Source organism: Neorhizobium galegae (assembly GCF_017877135.1).
In the GTDB taxonomy this organism is placed as follows: domain Bacteria; phylum Pseudomonadota; class Alphaproteobacteria; order Rhizobiales; family Rhizobiaceae; genus Neorhizobium; species Neorhizobium galegae_A.
This window is the reverse complement of the sequence record NZ_JAGIPH010000013.1, coordinates 25,412-44,919: the sequence shown is the minus strand read 5'-3', so window position 1 is coordinate 44,919 and position 19,508 is coordinate 25,412. Positions and strand designations below refer to the sequence as shown.

Genomic DNA, 19,508 nt, shown 5'->3' with positions numbered 1-19,508 from the left:
GAGGTCTCCGATTCAAAATGTCTGTAGAAGAGGGCGGTTGTTGACGGCCATCACACCGGATGGATCATGTCGCGCGCATAGGCAAGGCCTATGCCGTAACCGCCCGCGTGGCCTTCAACGATGTCGCGCGCTCCGTCATAGGTTTCCTTGCGGGTCCAATCCCGTTGCAGTTCGAGGAGCACCTGCAGCCACGAGGTCATCGTCGCGCCGGCAGCTTCCATGCGGCGAAGGGCAAGCGCATGGCTCTCCGGCGTTATCCCGCCGCAGGTGTCGGCAACGACGGACACCTCATAACCATCGGCCAAGGCCGACAGGACCGGGAAAGACACGCAGGCCTCGGTCAGAAGGCCGGACACGAGAAGCTTGCGACGTCCGGTCTTTTCGATCTCATCACGAACGGCCTTGTCTTCCCACGCATTCATATTCCGGCGCTCGAGCGACGGCACGTCCCCGAGAACGCTTCTGATCGATGGCATCAGCGGCCCGCTGTACACCTTGGAGGCAGAGGTCGACACGACCACCGGAAGCTGGAATGTCTTTGCGGTTCTGGCAAGGGCGATCACGTTGTTGACAAGCATTTGCCGGTCGATCGATCCCACCCCGAAGGCAAGACCAGCTTGCTGGTCAACCATCAGCAGGGTGACGTCGGCGGGGGTAAGCAGCGGTGGGTTCGTCATTCTGTGGCTCCTGCATGCAGATTGCTTGAGGCAAAGAGCTAAGCCAGAGCTGGGGCGGTGGCTTGAACGGATGTGCTGAATTTGACGAAAAGCGGGTGCGAATGAATTGTCCGTCCCGGCGCGTCCGGCTTACGGTCAAAAAATGGCCGCTTAGGGGCGGAACTGAGCGGCCAGGCGGATCATGTCCGCTGCTTCGGTGAGGGGGAGCCGAAGCATATCGGTAGCGTGGGAGGGGTCGCTACCGCCTCTCGACGAGGCAACGAGTGAAGGATACCGGAACTCGCCACGAAGGAAATCATACGCAGGGATGGTTCCAGCATACGTGGGTCTTGCGGCACCCTTTCGCTTCGAAAGTGTCAGTACAAACGTCCATGGACCGTTAGAAAATCCAATATCGACGACCTGTTAGTGTTTAGTCATTACCTTCTGCCCTGTGCAGCAAGCCTCTGGGCGCGTGGTTTTAGTGCAGCATCAGGCTTTCGGTGGCGGAGACATGGCATGTGCTATCCCACCGCGCGACATTAAGAACAGTGCATCGTCCAGATGCAGACTGGGGAAAAGGATGCAGGACATTCCATTGATTGGGATCGTCGATGACGATCCGGATATTCCTGCGGCACTGGCGAGTCTGATCCGCTCCCTGGGCTACATGGCGGTGTGTTTCTCCTCGGCCGAAGCCCTTCTCTTGTCGGACGATATTGGCCGCCTCAGCTGCGTCATCAGTGACATCCACATGCCGATGATGTCCGGTCTCGACCTCGTTCCGCTTCTGAAGAAGCTCCGGCCGTCTTTGCCTGTCATTCTGATGACCGGGCGGTTTGAACAGGGTCTTGCTGAAAGAGCGGTCGCTGCGGGAGCCGCCGTCCTTGTCACCAAGCCGTTCGGGCTGGACGATCTTCTGGAGACGATCAGCCGGTCCGTCCGCGGCTGATCTCAGACATTCTCAGGGTCAAGGTGGAGTTCCAGAAGCTCGGCCATCTTGATGAGGTCTGCCAATGTCTTTGCGCCCATCTTGCGCATGACGGAACCACGATGGATCTTGACGGTGACCTCGCTCAACGAGAGCTTTCCGGCAACCTGCTTGTTCATCAATCCGGTGGTGACAAGGGTCATCACCTGCCGCTCGCGCAGACTGAGTTCCCCGTAGCGTTTGCGCAATGCCAGACGCTCAAGCTCGCCCTGCCGTCTGTTGCGGCCGATCTCCAGGGCAGATGCGACGGCGTCCAGCATGTCCTGGTCGCGAAACGGTTTTGGCAGAAAATCGACCGCACCCGCCTTCATCGCTCTGACGCTCATGGGAATATCGCCATGTCCCGTCATGAAAATGACCGGAACCGCCGAACCCGCCTTCATCAGTTGATCGTGAAAATCCAGGCCGCTCAGTCCCGGCAGACGAACATCGACGACAAGGCATGCCGGCACGTCAGGCTTCCTGGCATCCATATATTCGCGCGCATTCGCAAACATGCTCGACTTCAGGCCGACCGAGCGGAAGAGGCTGTCGAGGGACAATCGCAGTTCCTCATCGTCCTCGACGATGAAAACGACGGCCTCTTCTGTCGCGGCGGCGGTCATTGGCGAAGGAAGTTCAAGAGATCGCTGTTCAGACGATCCTTGTGCGTGAACAGAAGCCCGTGCGGAGCGTTCTCGTACACCTTCAATTCCGCGTTCGGCATCAGCTGGATCGCCTGCTGAGCGGTCGCACGGAAGGGAACGAAAGCATCGTCTTCACCGTGAATGATGAGGACTGGAATGTCGAACTTCTGTATGTCGTCGCGATAGTCGGTCATGGCACAAGCCGTGATCGAATCATGCGCCGCCTTCAGGGAGCACTGCATCGCGATCTGGTGCAGTTGCATCATGCTGCCTTCGGAAACAGTCGCCCCCTCTTTGTCTGCCCCGAAGAACAGGCGTGAGAAGCCGCGGATGAATTCCGCCCGATCCGCGCGCAATCCGGCTCTCACACCCTCGAAGACAGCTTCGGGAACGCCGTTCGGATAATCTTCGCTCCAGGCCAGTTTCGGGGTGGTGGCGCCGATGAGCACAAGACGCGAGATGCGCTCGGTGCCGTGCCGGCCGATATAGCGCGTGATTTCGCCGCCACCCATTGCGTAACCGACGAGGGTCACATCCTTAAGATCGAGGGCGTTGATGATCTCGGCCAGATCTTCGGAGAACGTATCAGGGTCATAGCCGTGCCAGGGCTGGTCGGACCGGCCGAAGCCTCTGCGGTCATGTGCGATGACCCGGAAACCTTCCGACGCAAGATGCATCATCTGGTTTTCCCACATGTCGGCATTCAAGGGCCAGCCGTGACTGAACAAAACCGGGCGGCCGCTTCCCCAATCTTTATAATAGAGTCGCGTGTTGTCGCGAACAGTCAGCATTGGCATTTGACAGCCCCGATGTTCAATTTCAGTGGATTAATAAAGCTTTACCAGTTGTCGCCCCGGACCGCCAGAGGCTGTGGTTTTTAATGGGTGCAATCGCCAAATTGCAGCACAAACGTTCAAAAAATCAGCGTGCGCCGCACGGCATCGCGCGTCGAAGTGTTGTACGGGGCTGTTCCGGTCTGTCGACCGAGTGAGGATCGAAGCCGCAGGATGATCCGGATTATCGCTCTCCGCAAGATCATCCAAACCACCTCTTTATGCGACAAGAATGCGCCGGCGATCTGCAGCATCTTGCCCCCATGCAATTTCGCATCATCCAAGGGGATAACACTCATGACCGCTCATGCCACTGCGACGCCCGGCTCCAAGCTTCTGACGCCGACGGACCACACGCTTCTCATGATCGATTTTCAGTCGCAGATGTCCTTTGCGACCAAGAGCATCGATGCCGTCAACCTGCGCAACAATGCGGCCCTCGTTGCCAATGCCGCCAAGGGCTTCGGCGTCTCCACCATCCTGACGACCGTTGCCGAGAAGAGCTTCTCCGGCCCGATGTTCAACGAAATCACCGAGGCTTTCCCGGGGCAGAAGCTGTTCGATCGCACCTCGATGAACACCTGGGAAGACGCGGCCGTGATCGAAGAGATCAACCGGATCGGCAAGAAGCGGATCGTTCTGACCGGCCTGTGGACCGGTGTGTGCATTGTCGGTCCGGCACTCTCCGCCATTGAACAGGGCTTTGAAGTGTTCGTGATCGCGGATGCCTGCGGTGACGTCACCGAAGAGGCTCACAACCGCGCCATGGACCGCATGGTCCAGATCGGCGCACAACCGATGACCTCGCTTCAGTACATGCTCGAACTGCAACGCGACTGGGCACGCACGGAAACCTACGACATGACGACGGGTGTGGCCAAGAAGTTCGGCGGGGCTTACGGCCTCGGCATCATCTACGCAAAGACGATGTTCAACGCGTCCGAAAGCCACTGAAACAATCGGGAATGCCGCTCCATGTCCGATGGAGCGGCTTCCTGGCCATGACGGAGATCCTGTCCATGAAAATCTACATCCTCTCGCTCGGCGCTGGCCTGTTGGTCGGCATCATCTACAGCCTTTTGAACGTCCGTTCGCCGGTCCCTCCGGTGATCGCGCTTGTCGGCCTTCTCGGCATTCTGGTCGGCGAACAGCTCATTCCGTTCGCCCGCACGCTCTGGAGCAAGGAACCCGCTGCCGTGTCCTGGCTCTACCAGATCAAGCCGCACATGTTCGGGCATCTCCCTGGCGGCACCAGTCGCGCCGATGTTTCCTCGAAGCGCAACACGATCGACACCTGATTGTCCCGAAGGGCAACCGGGACATTGCCGAAGCATCGGTCGATGCCGAAGCGACATCGCCGCCAGCGGGCTTTGACCATCGTTGCACCACACATTCTGCAGCCGCGGAAAAAGCCGGCCGAGGGCCGGGCAAGCGCCGCTGCAAAACATGGAGAACAGAGATGTCTGCGAGATCTGCCTTGCCTGTGCGGTCGCGCCTGTTGGCGCTCGCCGCGGTTTGCCTGACGACCGCCGCGACGCTGACCATGACGATGGCAACGCCGTCTCTCGCGGCAGCGCCCATTGTCGGAACCCAGGCACCCGGCTTCTACCGGATGATGCTCGGTGGGTTCGAGATCACCGTGCTTTCGGATGGCACGCACCCTTTTCCGGTTCACACGGTGCTGACCCAGGTGGTCGGCAACAAAGGCGCGGTTCCGCTTGATCAGGTGGCGCCCGGCGAGGCCGATGCACTGCTTGCGGAAAGCAGGCTTGCCGTGCCGGTCCAGGGATCGATCAACGCCTTCCTCATCAACACGGGAAGCAGACTGATCCTGATCGACAGCGGTGCCGGTTCTCTTTACGGCGATTGCTGCGGTCACCTCATCGATAATCTCAAAAGCGCCGGCTACTCACCCGATCAGGTTGATGAGATCTATCTGACGCATCTGCATGCAGACCACGTCGGCGGCATCGCGCCCAACGGCAAGATGGCTTTCCCCAACGCGGTCGTCCGGGTGAGCGAGGTCGACGCCGATTACTGGCTCAACGACAAGAACGAGCAGGCAGCGCCGAAGCTTCTGAATTCCATGTTCGAGGGCGATAAGGCCTCGCTCAGGCCCTATATCGAGGCGGGAAAATTCAAGCCTTTCGCCTATGGCCAGGAACTTTCACCGGGCATCACGCCGATTGCGAGCCCCGGGCATACGCCTGGCCACAGCTTCTTCATGGTCGAGAGCGAGGGGCAGAAGATGCTGATGTGGGGTGATGTCGTTCACGTCGCCGCCGTGCAGTTTCCGAACCCCTCCGTGACGCTGGCTTACGACAGCGATGCCCAGATGGCCGAGAAAGAACGCGAGATGATTTTCTCCGACGCCGCGCGCAACGGCTACTGGATCGGCGCGGCGCACATCTCCTTCCCCGGCCTCGGACATGTCAGCGCCTCCCAGGGGCACTTCTTCTGGATCCCTGCGAACTACGAAGGCCCGGCCGCCAAACCCTGAGGCGGGGAGGCAGGGAAAATCCTGCCCACCCTATGGGCATAGGGGAACGGATCCGCTGCCAGGAGCACACGGCGCCCCTCCGTTCAAAAATGAACGGAAGATCATCAATAATGTCAGTTTCAAAACACGTTCGATGGACCGACATGAAGCTCCATCAACACCTGGAGTTTGCAGATGACCCAATCTGATTTTCACAGTTTCCGCCACGGCGAATTCGATATCACCGTGCTATCCGATGGCCCGATTGTGCTGAACGGCGAGCTGTTTGCGCCCGAAGCGGATGATGCGCAAAGAGCAACGATCGTCTCCCGCCTCGATGGCCGCGACAACACCGCCCACGCTCAATCGAACATTCCCCTCATCGTCCACGACGAGGAGGTCATCCTGGTGGATGTCGGTGCCGGCAAGCGCTTCCAGCCCACCGAAGGCATGCTTGAGGAAAATCTGGAGCGTGTCGGTGTCCGTGCCGACGAGGTGACGATCGTGCTTCTCTCTCACGCGCACCCTGACCATATCTGGGGCGTGCTGAGAGACGACGGAAGTCTGCGCTTTCCGAAGGCAAAATACTTTGTCGGCAAGGCCGAGTGGGATTTCTGGATGGGCGAGGCCGCCTCCGCTTTGCCTGCAGAAGTGCAGCCTTTCGTCGAGGGTGCCCGCCGGGATCTGGCCGCCTTGCAGGACAGGGTCATTTTCCTGGAGGGCGGTGACGAAATCGTACCGGGCATGCATGTCCTTTCAACGCCTGGACATACGCCCGGCCATCTGTCGGTCGTGCTCGACGGGGATGTTCCCTTGATCATCACCGTGGATGCCGTCTCGAGCGAGATCGTTTCCTTCGAGCATCCCGACTGGAGTTTTGGCTTCGACATGGATCCTGCCAAGGCAAAGGTGACGCGCCGGGCTCTGCTCGATCAGGCCGCAGCCCAGAACGCCAAGCTGCTTGGCTTTCACTGGACCTATCCGGGCGTCGGCAGGATTCAGAAGGCCGGGGATGCCTACGCGTTCACCAGTGCTGCGGGAGAAAGGTGATGTCACGCAGGGTACTCGGGCGCCAGGCTAGCTTCCTGACCGCGGCGGCCATTGTTGCGCACACCATCTGGACCAGTGCCGCGCCCGCTTTGACCTATCCCCTTTACGCCCGGCAATGGCATCTCACCACGTTCACGACGACCGCCATATTCGCGGTCTATCCCGTCTTTGTCGTGGCTGTGCTGGTGTTGTTCGGAAACCTTTCCGACCACATCGGCAGACGAGAGACCATGCTGGCGGGGCTTGCCTTCTCCGCATTGGGATCGCTGATCTTCGCGGTGGCGCCGGACGTGCACTGGATATTCTTCGGTCGCGCTTTCATGGGCGTGGGCGTCGGGCTTTCTGCCGGTCCCTCGGCCGCGGCAGTCGTTGAATTCAGCCCGCCGCATCGGGTCGGTCAGGCGGGCAGTGCGACAGCGGCCGCGCAAGGCTTCGGAATGATGGCGGCTGTCCTCGTCGGCGGCGCACTCATCCAGTATGCGCCGCTTCCGCTGAGGTTGAATTTCGCCGTCCTGACGGCCGTTCTTCTCTGCCTGATCGCCGTGACGTGGTTCATGCCAAATCACACCGCATCACGGGCTGCCGGCCACTGGCGGCCCAGGGTGCCGTCCATCCCGAACGGCGTGTTTGCGGTCTTCGTCGCGTCCACCGCAGCGGTCACCGGGGCCTATGTTCTGGGCGCCATGGTGCTTTCCCTCGGCGCCCAGGTCGCGCGCGATGTCGTTGCCTCTTCGAATGCACTGGTCAACGGAGGAACGATCGCCCTGTTTGCCCTTGCGTCTGCGCTTGCCACCATTCCGGCCCGCAAACTGAGCGCAGCGAAAGTGATCGTGTTGGGTGGCGTGACGGCCATCGCCTCCTCGGCGCTCCTTGCCCTTGCGGCGGTCGAGCACTCGCTCAGCCTCTACAGGCTTGCCCAGATTGGCGCCGGCGCTGCCTATAGCTGGTTGCTGCTTGGCGGCCTTTCCCTGATCAATGGGCATCTGCCCGTCACCCACCGGGCGGCAACACTCTCTGCGCTCTTTCTGGTGGCATACCTTGCGCAGGCCGTGGTCGCATTGTCGCTCGGAGAGATCGCCACGCTCTACACGCTGACCACGGCCGTCGACATCGGCGTCGTCACCATCGCCGTTCTTGCTCTGCTAACACTTCTTCTGGATCTCGTCCGGCGAAAGACGCCTGCGAAACGCTGACAAAGAGCCATGTGAACCGGTGCGGGCGATCTTTTTTCTGCCCGCGCCTGTCTCAAAGTTTCATGATCCTGAAACGGTAAGTCGATTCTTCCATAAGATCAGGGGCCACCGCGACAAGGTGGACATCCATGGCTTACGCAGCGTCGGTGCTGTCCGGCGAAGCCGCCGTGTCCGCATCGGGTCCGGTGGCAAGCGTAAAGCTGAAGCGCGCCCCCAGATAGGGCGACGACTGCAGCTCGATCTTGCTGTCGTGGGCCTCGATGATCGATCGGCAGATTGCCAGCCCCATTCCAATGCCTGTCGGCTTGGTGGTGTAAAAGCTCTCGAACAGGCGTTCGCGCACCTGCGGGTCTACCCCGGGTCCGCTATCTTCCACCTCCAGCACAATCTTCTGCCGGTTCTCCCGCGCTCTGATCGCCAGCGTCCTGTTCCAGGCCTGACCGTCCGACATCGCCTGGGCCGCGTTACTGACCAGATTGACGATGACCTGAAGCACCTGCGTCCGGTCAATCCAGGCGGGTGGCAGATCGGGCGCAATCTCCACACGCAAGCCGATCTGGCGGCGATTAAGGTCCGAGCGAAGAATGAGAACCGCCTCGTCGATGAGGCCGGCTATATCGACAGTTTCCCGTTCCGGTTTTGCATTGCGCGCCAAACCCTTCAAGGCCGATATGATGTTGCCGGCCCGCCTGCCGCTTGCAACGATCCGTTCGAGCAGCGAGCGAACTTCTTCGAGATCCGGCTTGTCGTGGCTGAGCCAGCGCAGCCCCGCCTCGGCGCTCGTGACAATCGATCCCAGCGGCTGGTTCACTTCATGCGAGATCGATGCCGTCATCTCGCCGAGCATCGAGATTCTCGCCGCATGGGCAAGGTCGGCAAGGATGTCGGTGTTATTGCTGCCAAGGGGGTGATCGAGCTTGGTGATGCCGATGATGATCTGGTCCCGTTCGTGGGTCTGGATATCCGTCCACCCTGCGATGTGGGCCGGAAAATCAGCCCCGTCGGCGGACTTTACCGTGCCTTCCATGGAAAAGCTTTTTCCCTGAAGGAGCGCCACAAGCCCTTTCGCGAAGGTCTTTTGCAGTTTTTCGGGAATGATGTGGGACAAGCGGTCCGGCCTTGCCTTTCCATCCAGCGCGATGATGGATTGGGCGGCACTGTTGAGGTCCAGAATGTCGGCGCTGTTGGTCAGGGCGCAGACGCAGGCATGGTCGTAGCTTCGATCACTCTCCAGAGGTATGCTCCAGTCCGCAACCAGATCACGCGTCTTGCGCAGATCCAGTCTGACCATCGCCAGCGGAGCAAGAGAAAAAGCGCCCCGTGACAGATTTCCGCTCTCCATGTCCCGTTCCACAACCGTTACAGCGCGTCCCTAGCAATCCATGCTGACAGCAAGATTGCAGCCTTGCGTTGAACGATACAGTCTCCGGCGGGCAGTTGAAAGCTTCGGGCGACGATATGGCCCCGGATCATCCAAAAACGAGCGAACGATCCAAAGGGTGAGAATAGTCCGCGCAGCCTATCCCGAAACCACGGGTCACACGGGTTCAGCTGCCCTCGATCCGGAGATCAATCATACATTGGTATGACCCGCTACGACTGGCGTTTAGAAAAAGCCAATTGATGGACAATTTCCGCAGTCAGCTGATCGAGCCAGAATGACCTCATAGCCAAACGCTTTCAAGGTTCATTCAGGAGGTCGGCATGTTTCTCGGCACCAACGCTGTTTCCAATCACGATAAGCCTGCAGCTTTCGACAATCTCTTCGTCGAATCCTCGAGTGAAGTCTCCCGCCTGTTGATGCATGCGATCACTCTTGTCGACAGCGACGAGACGGTCGCAATCGACCTGATGAAGCAGGCATCCACCCTTCTGCGCCCGTATCCTGCCAGTGAGGCTCCCCGCAAGCGGCCCGCGACCGGGGGGCTGGCACCCTGGCAGGAAAATCGGGTTCGGCAGTATATCGAGGACAATCTTGCCACCACGATATCGCTCGACGAACTCGCGCGCCTGGTTCGGCTGAGCACGAGCTACTTCTCCGCAGCCTTCAAGGTCAGCTTCGACATGTCGCCGCACAACTACATCATCAGCCGCCGGGTGGAGCATGCCAAGCACCGGATGACCAGCAGCCGGGCCTCTTTGAGCGAGATCGCGCTCGACTGCGGCCTCTCGGACCAGGCCCATCTTTCCCGCATCTTTCGCAAGGCAACAGGCAAAACGCCCAGCGCCTGGCGCCGCTTCAGCACGAGTCATTGATTGAGTTCGGGGATAGCGGGCTTGCGCGAGCAACCGATATCAACCCGCATTCAGTCGGAACGCAGGGGCCGGCCGGCAGATCGATTTGAAAAATAGCGGGCGGGCGTGGTGCCGAGTGCCTTCTTGAACATGACGATGAAGGCGGTCGGCGATTCGTAGCCGAGATCGCCTGACACCCGCTGCACCGAGGCGCCGCTGGCGAGCTCGCGCAGGGCGATGACGAGATGCAACTGGCGCCGCCACTGGCCGAATGTCAGCCCCGTTTCCTCGACCATCAGCCGCTTGAGGGACCGCTCGCTCAAGGCGATATGAACCGCCCAGTCGGCAAGTGTACGGCGGTCGCTCGGGTCCTCAGTCAAGGCAGCGGTGATCGCGGCAATCTTGGGATGATGGGATGCAGGCAGCGACAGCGCCTCTACCGGCATCTGTGCCAGTTCGTCCAGCATGACCCTGACCATACGGTCGATATGGTCATTCCCGCCGAATGCGACAGGGACGTCCGCCAGGCGCAGGATCATTTCGCGCAGCAGGGGCGAGACGGAAAGGGTGCAGCAATCCATCGGCAGCGGTACTGCACCCGGCTCGACGAACAGGTAGGACAGCACGGCGTTGGACGTGGCCTGGTTGCTGTGAAGAATGCCGCCCGGGATCCAGACCCCGCACTGCGGCGGAACGATCCAGAGCGCATTTTCCGTCCTGCAGGTAACGGCGCCATGCAGAGCCATGACAAGCTGTCCCTGCCGATGTTTATGCAGGGGAACTTCGTCCTTGTACTGGCTGAAGTCGAGGCGGACGGCAAAGGCGGTGCGATCCAGAGTGTCGGGATCGAACTCATCATAACAGTCGCGACGTTCAGCGGAAGATTGGCCCGTTTTGGAGATCATGGGGCATTATCTCCAAATTCGGTGGGTCTGCAATGGTCTAACCTCCCATGATCAACCATGAACGGAGTAGATCATGAAAATTGCTGTCGTTGGTGCCACGGGACGCATCGGAGCCAAGCTCACCCGAATGCTTCTGAGCGAAGGGCATCAGGTACGGGCGCTGTCGAGAGGGGGATCGGCGCTGGACGAACTGGTTTCGCTGGGCGCAGAGCCCTTCATCGGGAGCTTCGACAATGGGACGGGAGAACTCAATGCTTTCTTCCGCGACATGGATGCCGCCTTTCTGATGGTCAAGACGGACTGGAACAATATCGAGGGTCACTACCGCGCCGTGGCGCAGCGTTTTGTCGATGCGCTGAAGACATCGGACGTCAAGCACGTCCTCAGCCTGACATCGATGGGCTCCGAGGTCGAGGCGAAGACCGGTCATTTCGAGAGTTTTCACCAGCTCGAGACGAAGCTCAACGAGCTCACATCCATCGATCTGGTACACCTGCGTGCGGCATGGTTCATGGAGAACACCTTTGCATGGATAAGGCCGATCGCCCGATATGGCCGCATCGGCTGGTCCTGCCTGCCGGATGTGAAGATGCCATGGGTCGCCATCGATGACATTGCGGAGCTGGCAGCGCGGGAACTGACACATCCGAGAGGGCAACACCGCGTGGCTCTCGAGGTCGGTTCGCAGGACGTCTCCATGCATGACCTCGTCGCGATCATCGGTGCCGAGATCGGCAAGCCTGTCGCCTATCGCGTGATCGACATCCGGCGCGAAGAGGTGAAAACCGTGTTTCTCGTGCGGTTCGGGACGCCGGAGCGATGGCAGGACGACGTGCTGACGGCGGATGCGATGAACAGCGGCCTCGTGACCTTCCACGGGCAGCACGAGGGCCGCCCGCACCTGCCGACGACGATGGAAGCGTTCATCCGCAACGTCTGGAAGCCGAGTTACCACGCAAACGCTGCACCTCTGGAGGATGAGCCGGAGACCTTTGCTCTCTGGTGCGCCAAGGATTGACCCCTTCGCAGGCAGTTTACCCCGACTGCCTGCGAACATCCCCAGCCTCTCTTCATGCAGCCTGCCGAACGGGCGCCGCGAAATGCGGTATGTAGGTCATCCTACTCGGCTGCATCGATCCGCGCATAGGCGCCGGGTGGCATGCCGGCGTGGCGGCTGAAGGCTGCGCTGAAGGCGCTGACCGAGCCGTAGCCGACCTGTTCGGCAATGTCAGCCGTCGCGACTTTCTCTCGCAGAAGCTGTCTGGCGAGCGCCATGCGCCAGCCCGTCACATAGTCCATGGGTGTGACACCGATTTCGCGCTGGAAGCGGGCGTAGAAGGTGGAGCGCGACATGGCGGCATGCTTTGCGAGGCTTTCGGCACTGATGCTCTGGGCGGGGTTCTCGTGAATGCGCCGGAGGATCGGGGCAAGGTGCGGATCGGCCATGCCGCGAAGGAGGCCCGGCGTGGCATCAGCGCCGCCCGCGGATCGCAGGGCCTCGATGAACAGGACTTCCAGCAGACGCGACAGCACGATCTCGCGCGCGGCCCGTTGAGCGCCGGTCTCCTCGTTGATCATCTGGACCAGACGCATGAGCCTTTCGGCGCCGCGTACATGAATAAGGTCCGGCAGCAGCGAAACGAGGATTGCCTTGTCGTCCGAACCGAACGCGCAGTGACCGATCATCGCCCGGACATTGGCGGTCGCATCGGCATCGCCAAGCCTGAAGACGCCGGGACTGGTTTCCAGCCGCTCTGGCAGCGCTCCGCGCGGCGGTGGTTCAAGGCTACTCATGGTGAAGGAATAGGCTTCGGGGATGAGCACGAAGTCACCGGTCGTCAGCAGCAGAGGGGGGCTGCCCGAGATGGTGAGATGGCATTCCCCCTCGACAATCGCGCAATAGAAGGGGCTGCCAAGCTCCGTGCGCTCCACAAGCCACCGCCCGCTTCCGGTCACCTGTTTGGCAATGGAGGGCTTGGGCTTCAGCAGGGAAACAACATCTGCGAAGGGATCGCTCACAAAATCGGACTTTCGCTAAAGGATAGTGGATATTTGAACATAGAATGTCCGGAACGAAACGTCCATCCTGATGCCCTGTTCACGACGCCGCAGGATTTGGCGGCTGCCGTCCGGCAGTCCCTCTTCAACGCTGCACATCCAGCGGCCGCTGGAATTTGCCTTTCACAATCCGTCCAGGAGTTTTCCCCTATGAACAATCTCATCGACTTCGCCCGGCACATTCCGACGCCGGAGGCGGCGCTGACCGTCGCTTATACCCCCATCTGCCTTGAGATGGCGGGGCGACAGCCGCTGGAATTGCGGTTGACGGCGCCAGCGAGCGGGAGCGGGCTTCCCGTAGTCCTTCTGTCTCACGGCTACGGTCCGTCCTATTATATCCCCTCCAAGGACGGCTATGCGCCGGTGGCACAGTTCTGGGCAGAACGTGGATTTGCGGTCATCCAGCCCACCCATGCCAGCTCCCGCGTCGGCGGGCTGGCTGCAGATAGCGAGGGTGCACCCTTCTTCTGGCGCGAACGGGTGGAAGAACTCAAGACCATTCTCAACCATCTGGACGCGGTGGAGCAGCAGGCGGGTGGCATCGCGGGGCGCCTTGACAGGACGCGGATCGCAGCGGCTGGCCATTCCTTCGGCGGTCACACGGTCTCGCTCCTGCTCGGTGCGACGTTGCATGGCGAGGATTTCTCCGATCCGCGGATTTCAGCCGGTATCCTGCTCGCTGCGCCCGGCCGGGGCGGAGCCGACCTGACAGAAGAAAACGCCGCGCGTTTCCCGTTCTTCGATCTCGACTTTTCGGGCATTGCGCGCCCGATCCTCGTCGTCTGCGGTGATGAGGATAACCCCCGTTTCACGACACGCGGCCCAGAATGGTATGCTGATGCTTTCCACGACGCAACAGGCGCAAACGGCGATCTCCTGACGCTGCGTGGTGTCGGCCACGGGCTCGGCGGCATCGCGGGTCTCGACGCGAAGGAAACGGAGACGGAAAGCCCCGATGCACTGGAGGCCATGAGACGCCTGACACTCGCCTGGCTTCAGACGGCTCTCGATGTCGATCCGAACGCCTGGATGAAGAGCCGTACGGCTCTTGATGGCCCGGCTGCGTCGCTCGGACATGTCGTGTCCCGGCCGTCCAGAAGGGCATGAGGCACAGCGCCGTCAACGTCTGACGCCTCAACCCTTTCTGTAACCGGCCTTATAATGTCGTGCCAGCGCCGTCAAATTCTGGCGCGCCGTCTCCTTGGGCAGTTCCCCGAACAGGTTGCGATAGGCTGCGGAAAAACGGCCGAGGTGCTGGACGCCGTTGTCCAGAGCGATCTGGGTGACGGTTCGGCCATCGGCGCGCTGCAATTGCCGCCGGATTTCGTTCAGGCGGACGGACTGGATGAAGTCGTAGGGGCTGCAATCAAACGTGGTCCTGAAGGCATATTCCAGTTGGCGCCGGCTGACACCGACCGCGCCGCACAGCCTGTCGACGGAGAGGTCCTCAGTCAGATGTGCGAGAATGAAGTCCTTGGCCCGCAGGGCCTGACGCAGACGCGCGTCAACCGACTTGTTGACGGCCTCGTAGCGGGATTCGGTGTGCGCTTGAATGTCCGCCAGATGCGCCAGGCAATCGGATATGGGAAGCGGCAGGCGCTGTTGAGCCGCAGCATCTGAGGTATCGGGAATGAGGGCTGCTTCAAGTCGGTCGCCAAGAAGAGATGTCTCCTTTATCAGGGCCGAGCCTTGGTTGCCGTTCAGGGAAAACATCGAAGGCTTTGGCGTGTCGGACGTAACGAAGCCGACCGTCTGGTGCTGAATGTCCAGCCAATCCGTCACGGGCACGACGATGCCGCGATAGATCGTGCCGGCGCGCATGCTGGCCCGTATCTCGCTGCCAGGCGGCAAGCTTATGACAACATTATCGTTGAGCGGGATGCCTGCGATGCTGGAGCCGCACGAGCGCTCGATGAAGACCAGAGCGACAGCACCGTCTTCGATGGCACCGTCCGCCCTCACATGGGCCGCCAGTTCGAGACAATCGAGCCCCCACCGGCCCGGGCGGCCGACCTGGTGGAAGTGCGAGAGCTGATCGGCTGCTGAGAGGCAGTCGATCTCCAGACTCGTGCGGGACGCCACATCGCACAGCTCGTCAGTGGTCAGATAAGCTCTTCGGCTAAATGATTGTTCGGCATGGTGAATGAGCCGGAAGCAGGCGATGATGAAGGATTGACCCGTCGCCAAACCCTTCTGAGTGGAGCAGCGCTTGCCATCAGCCGCCTGGCGATCGGTGGTGCCGCGCCCGCCTCTGCCCTGGCGACGCTCGGGATCGGAACGCAGGCCGAGGCAAAACCGACGGAGAAGCCGCCCCATATCATTTACGTGGTCGCCGACGACCTTGGCTGGAAGGATGTCGGCTACCACGGTTCTGATATCCGCACGCCGCATATCGACGCGCTGGCCGCCAATGGTGCGCGGCTGGAGCAGTTCTATGCCCAGCCCATGTGCACGCCGACCCGCGCAGCCCTTATGACGGGCCGCTATCCGTTGCGCTACGGCCTGCAGACGGGTGTCATCCCGAGCGGCGGCAGCTATGGGCTGGCAACGGACGAGTATATTCTGCCGCAGATGCTGAAGGATGCCGGCTACCGCACCGCCATGGTCGGCAAATGGCACCTCGGCCATGCGAAGAAGGAATTCTGGCCGACACAGCGCGGTTTCGAGAGCTTCTATGGCGCCCTGGTGGGCGAGATCGACCACTTCGAACATGCCTCTCATGGCGTGAAGGACTGGTATCGCGACAATGAACCGCTTCAGGAAGAGGGGGTCGACAACTTGCTCTTCAGCAAGGAAGCTTTGAAGATCGTCGATACGCATGATGCGAACAAGCCGCTCTTTCTCTACCTGGCTTACACGGCACCGCACACGCCGCTTCAGGCGCCGCAGGAGTATCTCGACAAATACTCCGCGATCCCGGATCCGCAGCGGCGTGCCTATGCCGCGATGATCTCCATCATCGACGACGGCATCGGCGCGCTGGTGGAGACGCTGGCGAAGCGCGGCATGCGCGAAAACACGATCATCATGTTCCAGAGCGACAATGGCGGCGTGCGCTCGGCCATGTTCGCCGGCGAATCGAAGGTGACGGGGGAACTGCCTGCGCAGAACGGTCCCTACCGCGACGGCAAGGGGACGCTGTACGAAGGCGGAACCCGCGTTGCCGCGCTGGCCAACTGGCCGGGCAAGATCGCCTCGGAAAAGGTCGATGGCGTCATCCATGTCACCGACATCTATCCGACGCTCGCGGCCCTTGCCGGCGTCGAACTCGGGCGAAACAAGCCGCTCGATGGCATCAACGCCTGGGCGACGATCAGTCAGGGCAAGCCTTCGGCGCGCCACGAGATGGTGTATAATGTCGATCCCATGGGCGGTGCCATCCGGGACGGCAACATGAAGCTGATCTGGACGGCCGCCTTGCCCGGTCGGGTGGAGCTTTTCGATCTCTCCAAGGACAAGAGCGAAACCACCAACCTGGCAGAACGCTATCCCCGCATCGTCAGGAAGCTCCAGGAGCGCATTCGGGAACTGTCCGCCCAGATGGCGCCACCGCTTTTGCTGGGCGAGGCCATCAAGCTGACCTTCGGCGCGCCGCCGAAATCCTGGGATCCTGCTGCCGTCTTCGATGCTGATAACTAGCTCTGAGCCTTGGGAAAGCGCAGCATGACCATGCTCGAAACGATGGTCCCCGTGAGTGGGGGGACCTTTCTGATGGGATCGGACCGGTTTTATCCGGAGGAGGCGCCGGTGCGCCGTGTCTCCGTCGGTCCCTTTCTCATGGATGCAACGCCTGTCACGAACCGGGCCTTTGCCCGTTTCGTGACATCGACCGGCTATGTCACGTTTGCCGAGCGCCCGGCCGACCCGGACCTCTATCCCGGCGTTCCGCCTGAGGCCCTGCAACCGGCTTCGGCCGTCTTCACCGCTCCGCAGTCCGCGCGTGAACCCGACGATGCCTATCAATGGTGGACCTATGTCGATGGCGCGGACTGGCGCCACCCCGAAGGTCCGCAGAGCAGCTTGGCCGGACGTGAGGATCATCCGGTCGTGCATGTGGCCTATGAGGATGCGCTGGCGTTTGCGCGCTGGGCCGGAAAAAGTCTGCCGACCGAGGCGGAGTGGGAGTTTGCCGCGCGGGGCGGACTGGACGGCGCCGATTATGCCTGGGGAGACGAATTCAGTCCCAACGGGGTGCATATGGCCAATACCTGGCAAGGTCGCTTTCCTTGGGAAAATCTCGCCGAGGACGGCTTTGAGCGCACATCGCCAGTCGGCAGCTTTCCCGCGAATGGCTACGGTCTTTACGACATGACCGGCAATGTCTGGGAGTGGACCGAGGATTGGTTCGGACCGCATCAACCGGCCGCCAAGGCCTGCTGTACCATCGACAATCCGCGCGGCGGCAGTCTGGCGGATAGCATAGATCAAAGCATGCTTTACCTGGGAAAACCACGCAAGGTGCTGAAGGGTGGTTCGCATCTTTGCGCCCCCAATTATTGCCATCGCTACCGCCCGGCGGCCCGCCTCGCCCAGACCATAGACACCACGACCAGTCATGTCGGATTTCGATGCGTCCTGCGTCCGAGCGTGATCGTTCCATTCAACGGGTGAATATCATGGCAAACCAAGCCCTTCCGCTGGCTGCTGCGCCACCGCCACCGCCGGACATGGCTGCGCTGGTCACCACCCTGGAGACGGTGACGACGCGCGTGACGTCCGGCTTCTCGGCGCGGATCGAAGCGCTTGATCGGGTTCCCGAACAGGCAATTGCGCTTGCGGAGAGAATGCGGGACGCAGGGACGTCTGCAACCGGCATCTTCTTCCTTCTCGCGTCTGTCGCCTTTTTGACGATCATCGTCTTCTGGTTTTGCCAGTCGAGATTGTCTCGACTGGGCATGGCTCTGCGCTTGCCTCTGATCACGCTCGTCGCATTGATCGTGGGCCTGGCGGCAGCCTCCATGCTGGCATCGGGTGGCGCGGTCGGGCAGACCTTGAGACAGGGTGCGGTGATCACCGCTGCCGGATGCCTGCTCGTGATGATGTTGCGCCAGATCATGACAGCGGGGCTCGCAAGCGGTGCAAAACCGCCGCCGGCGCGGGTAAAACGGCTGCGGCGGGATCTGACCCTCAGCCTCGCCTGGCCGCTCGCAGGGATTGGTCTCCAGATGGTGCTACGCCTGTGGCAGGCCGGTCCTGCCCTGACCGACAGTCTGGTGACGCTGTTTGTTTCGCTGCCGAGCGTTCTCCTATTTTCACTGGTCGCCCGGCGCAACCGGCGGGCGCTTGCCCTTGCGGTCGCCGGACCGCGGCCGCGCTCCTTGCTTCGCAAACACCTGGCGCGCCGCTGGCCGGCCATCGTCATCGGCTTTCTGCTCACCGCCCTGGCCAGCACGCAGACGGCGATAACCGTCGGGGCGCCGCTGCCTGCGACGGCCGTACTGATGACCGCCGTCATCTTCGTGGCGACACCCCATCTGGATGCCCTGATCGGGGAATGGGCGCGCCTGGGGGTTCTCTCTGAACGAGTGTCGGTGATGGCTGCGGCGGCACGCGAGACCCTTCGCTTCATGGTGCTGGTTGTCGCCTCTGCCGCCATCGGCACGTTGTGGATCGCGCCGCTTGCCGCCAGTCTCGGCTTCGACACGTGGAGCGTCGCCGCCGACGCGCTGCAGGCGGCGTCCATTGCCTTGCTTGCCGCCTATCTCTGGAATGTCACCGGCAGTGTTGCCACCCGGGCGACCGGTGAGCCAGCGGCCGACGGCGACGAGGATGCCCCGGCTGCGCCGCGTTCGCGACTGGAAACGCTGGTCCCGCTCTTGAGCCGCCTCGCACGATCGGTGATCTTTGCGCTCGCTGCCTTGTCGGTGCTTCTATCGCTCGGTGTCAATGTCTGGCCGATCATCACCGGCTTTTCGGTGTTTGGCCTTGCCATCGGTTTCGGCTCGCAGGCGCTGGTCAAGGACATCGTCTCGGGGCTGTTCTTCCTGATCGATGATGCCTTCCGCTTCGGAGAATACATCGAAATCTCAGGGTCGAAGGGGTCGGTGGAGAAAATATCGATCCGTTCCGTCTCCTTGCGCCACCATCGCGGCGCTCTCACCACCATTCCTTACGGCCAGATCGACAAGGTCGAGAACTACAGCCGCGACTGGATGATTGAAAAGCTGGCCTTCCGCGTTGCCTTCGATACGGACATCGAGAAAGTGCGGCGGCTTTTCAAGAAGATCGGCCAGGAGATTTCTACGGATCCGGCCATCGCCGTCGACCTGATCGAGCCCTTCAAGAGCCAGGGGATCGCCCTGGTGGAGGATGGCACGCTGGTTATTCGCGGCAAGTTCAAGGCCCGGCCCGGTCGCCCCTGGTTGATCCGCCGCGCCGTGCTGGCCGCCGTGCAAAAAGGTTTTCAGGAACATGGCATCAAAGCCGTGCCGAAGCCGCTCCTCAATGAGACGCCGCCGCATGGCGATGCCGCATGACCCATA

At 61.2% G+C, this 19,508-nt stretch carries 20 protein-coding genes; 12 read left to right on the top strand and 8 right to left on the bottom strand.

Features of this window, described 5'->3' with window-relative positions; genetic code table 11:
- Positions 1 to 50: 50 nt before the first annotated feature.
- Positions 51 to 677: a hydrolase gene (locus tag J2858_RS23355; protein WP_210107283.1), complete on the bottom strand. Its 627-nt coding sequence runs from the start codon at positions 675 to 677 to the stop codon at positions 51 to 53.
- 577 nt (positions 678 to 1,254) lie between these two features.
- On the opposite strand from J2858_RS23355, the gene J2858_RS23350 reads away from it, so the two are divergent.
- Positions 1,255 to 1,608, top strand: a complete 354-nt coding sequence (locus J2858_RS23350; protein WP_210107282.1) for a response regulator transcription factor — start codon at positions 1,255 to 1,257, stop codon at positions 1,606 to 1,608.
- Positions 1,609 to 1,610: 2 nt separating this feature from the next.
- Here J2858_RS23350 and J2858_RS23345 read toward each other — a convergent pair whose 3' ends face one another.
- The 3 genes from J2858_RS23345 to J2858_RS23335 all read right to left on the bottom strand — a co-directional run bounded on the left by J2858_RS23345 (position 1,611) and on the right by J2858_RS23335 (position 3,405).
- Complete coding sequence (locus J2858_RS23345) at positions 1,611 to 2,252, bottom strand: response regulator transcription factor (protein ID WP_210107281.1); 642 nt, start codon at positions 2,250 to 2,252, stop codon at positions 1,611 to 1,613.
- Positions 2,249 to 3,070 carry an alpha/beta fold hydrolase gene (locus J2858_RS23340; RefSeq protein ID WP_210107280.1) on the bottom strand — a complete coding sequence of 274 codons (822 nt, stop codon included), beginning with the start codon at positions 3,068 to 3,070 and terminating at the stop codon, positions 2,249 to 2,251. Before J2858_RS23340 ends, J2858_RS23345 begins: the two co-directional genes overlap by 4 nt.
- A 116-nt stretch (positions 3,071 to 3,186) precedes the next feature.
- Positions 3,187 to 3,405: a hypothetical protein gene (locus J2858_RS23335; protein WP_210107279.1), complete on the bottom strand. Its 219-nt coding sequence runs from the start codon at positions 3,403 to 3,405 to the stop codon at positions 3,187 to 3,189.
- Here J2858_RS23335 and J2858_RS23330 point away from each other — a divergent pair.
- The 5 genes from J2858_RS23330 (at position 3,404) to J2858_RS23310 (ending at position 7,828) form a co-directional block, all read left to right on the top strand.
- Positions 3,404 to 4,060: a hydrolase gene (locus J2858_RS23330; RefSeq protein WP_210107278.1), complete on the top strand. Its 657-nt coding sequence runs from the start codon at positions 3,404 to 3,406 to the stop codon at positions 4,058 to 4,060. The two genes, J2858_RS23335 and J2858_RS23330, sit on opposite strands and share 2 nt — an antisense overlap.
- A gap of 65 nt (positions 4,061 to 4,125) precedes the next feature.
- Entirely contained in the window at positions 4,126 to 4,404 is a 279-nt protein-coding gene (locus J2858_RS23325) for a XapX domain-containing protein (protein ID WP_210107277.1), read from the top strand.
- A gap of 161 nt (positions 4,405 to 4,565) precedes the next feature.
- The gene (locus J2858_RS23320; protein ID WP_210107276.1) at positions 4,566 to 5,606 is read left to right on the top strand and encodes an MBL fold metallo-hydrolase; all 1,041 of its coding nucleotides are present in this window, start codon (positions 4,566 to 4,568) and stop codon (positions 5,604 to 5,606) included.
- Positions 5,607 to 5,780: 174 nt separating this feature from the next.
- Entirely contained in the window at positions 5,781 to 6,635 is an 855-nt protein-coding gene (locus J2858_RS23315) for an MBL fold metallo-hydrolase (protein ID WP_210107275.1), read from the top strand.
- Entirely contained in the window at positions 6,635 to 7,828 is a 1,194-nt protein-coding gene (locus J2858_RS23310) for an MFS transporter (protein WP_210107274.1), read from the top strand. The genes J2858_RS23315 and J2858_RS23310 overlap by 1 nt, the downstream gene beginning before the upstream one ends.
- A gap of 133 nt (positions 7,829 to 7,961) precedes the next feature.
- Here J2858_RS23310 and J2858_RS23305 read toward each other — a convergent pair whose 3' ends face one another.
- The gene (locus tag J2858_RS23305; RefSeq protein WP_210107273.1) at positions 7,962 to 9,170 is read right to left on the bottom strand and encodes a sensor histidine kinase; all 1,209 of its coding nucleotides are present in this window, start codon (positions 9,168 to 9,170) and stop codon (positions 7,962 to 7,964) included.
- A gap of 362 nt (positions 9,171 to 9,532) precedes the next feature.
- Here J2858_RS23305 and J2858_RS23300 point away from each other — a divergent pair, with 362 nt between their 5' ends.
- A complete protein-coding gene (locus tag J2858_RS23300; RefSeq protein ID WP_210107272.1) occupies positions 9,533 to 10,084 on the top strand; it encodes a helix-turn-helix domain-containing protein in 552 nt (183 codons plus the stop codon).
- A 50-nt stretch (positions 10,085 to 10,134) separates the two neighbouring features.
- Here J2858_RS23300 and J2858_RS23295 read toward each other — a convergent pair whose 3' ends face one another.
- A complete protein-coding gene (locus tag J2858_RS23295; protein ID WP_210107271.1) occupies positions 10,135 to 10,968 on the bottom strand; it encodes an AraC family transcriptional regulator in 834 nt (277 codons plus the stop codon).
- Between the two features lie 73 nt (positions 10,969 to 11,041).
- Between J2858_RS23295 and J2858_RS23290 the strand changes: the two genes are divergently transcribed.
- On the top strand, positions 11,042 to 11,986 hold the full coding sequence (locus J2858_RS23290; protein ID WP_210107270.1) for an NmrA family NAD(P)-binding protein: 945 nt from the start codon (positions 11,042 to 11,044) through the stop codon (positions 11,984 to 11,986).
- 101 nt (positions 11,987 to 12,087) lie between these two features.
- Here the strand turns inward: J2858_RS23290 and J2858_RS23285 are convergent, their stop codons facing one another.
- On the bottom strand, positions 12,088 to 12,987 hold the full coding sequence (locus J2858_RS23285) for an AraC family transcriptional regulator (protein WP_210107269.1): 900 nt from the start codon (positions 12,985 to 12,987) through the stop codon (positions 12,088 to 12,090).
- Positions 12,988 to 13,176: 189 nt separating this feature from the next.
- On the opposite strand from J2858_RS23285, the gene J2858_RS23280 reads away from it, so the two are divergent.
- Positions 13,177 to 14,133 carry an alpha/beta hydrolase family protein gene (locus J2858_RS23280; RefSeq protein ID WP_210107268.1) on the top strand — a complete coding sequence of 319 codons (957 nt, stop codon included), beginning with the start codon at positions 13,177 to 13,179 and terminating at the stop codon, positions 14,131 to 14,133.
- Between the two features lie 27 nt (positions 14,134 to 14,160).
- Here the strand turns inward: J2858_RS23280 and J2858_RS23275 are convergent, their stop codons facing one another.
- On the bottom strand, positions 14,161 to 15,213 hold the full coding sequence (locus J2858_RS23275; RefSeq protein WP_210107267.1) for a helix-turn-helix domain-containing protein: 1,053 nt from the start codon (positions 15,211 to 15,213) through the stop codon (positions 14,161 to 14,163).
- Between J2858_RS23275 and J2858_RS23270 the strand changes: the two genes are divergently transcribed.
- From J2858_RS23270 to J2858_RS23260, 3 genes are read left to right on the top strand one after another with little or no spacing between them, the layout of a single operon-like run.
- On the top strand, positions 15,199 to 16,665 hold the full coding sequence (locus J2858_RS23270; protein ID WP_245367215.1) for an arylsulfatase B: 1,467 nt from the start codon (positions 15,199 to 15,201) through the stop codon (positions 16,663 to 16,665). The two genes, J2858_RS23275 and J2858_RS23270, sit on opposite strands and share 15 nt — an antisense overlap.
- A gap of 24 nt (positions 16,666 to 16,689) precedes the next feature.
- Positions 16,690 to 17,637 (top strand): formylglycine-generating enzyme family protein, encoded by a 948-nt coding sequence (locus J2858_RS23265; protein ID WP_245367212.1) that lies wholly within the window; start codon positions 16,690 to 16,692, stop codon positions 17,635 to 17,637.
- A gap of 5 nt (positions 17,638 to 17,642) precedes the next feature.
- On the top strand, positions 17,643 to 19,502 hold the full coding sequence (locus tag J2858_RS23260) for a mechanosensitive ion channel family protein (RefSeq protein ID WP_210107265.1): 1,860 nt from the start codon (positions 17,643 to 17,645) through the stop codon (positions 19,500 to 19,502).
- Positions 19,503 to 19,508: the final 6 nt, after the last annotated feature.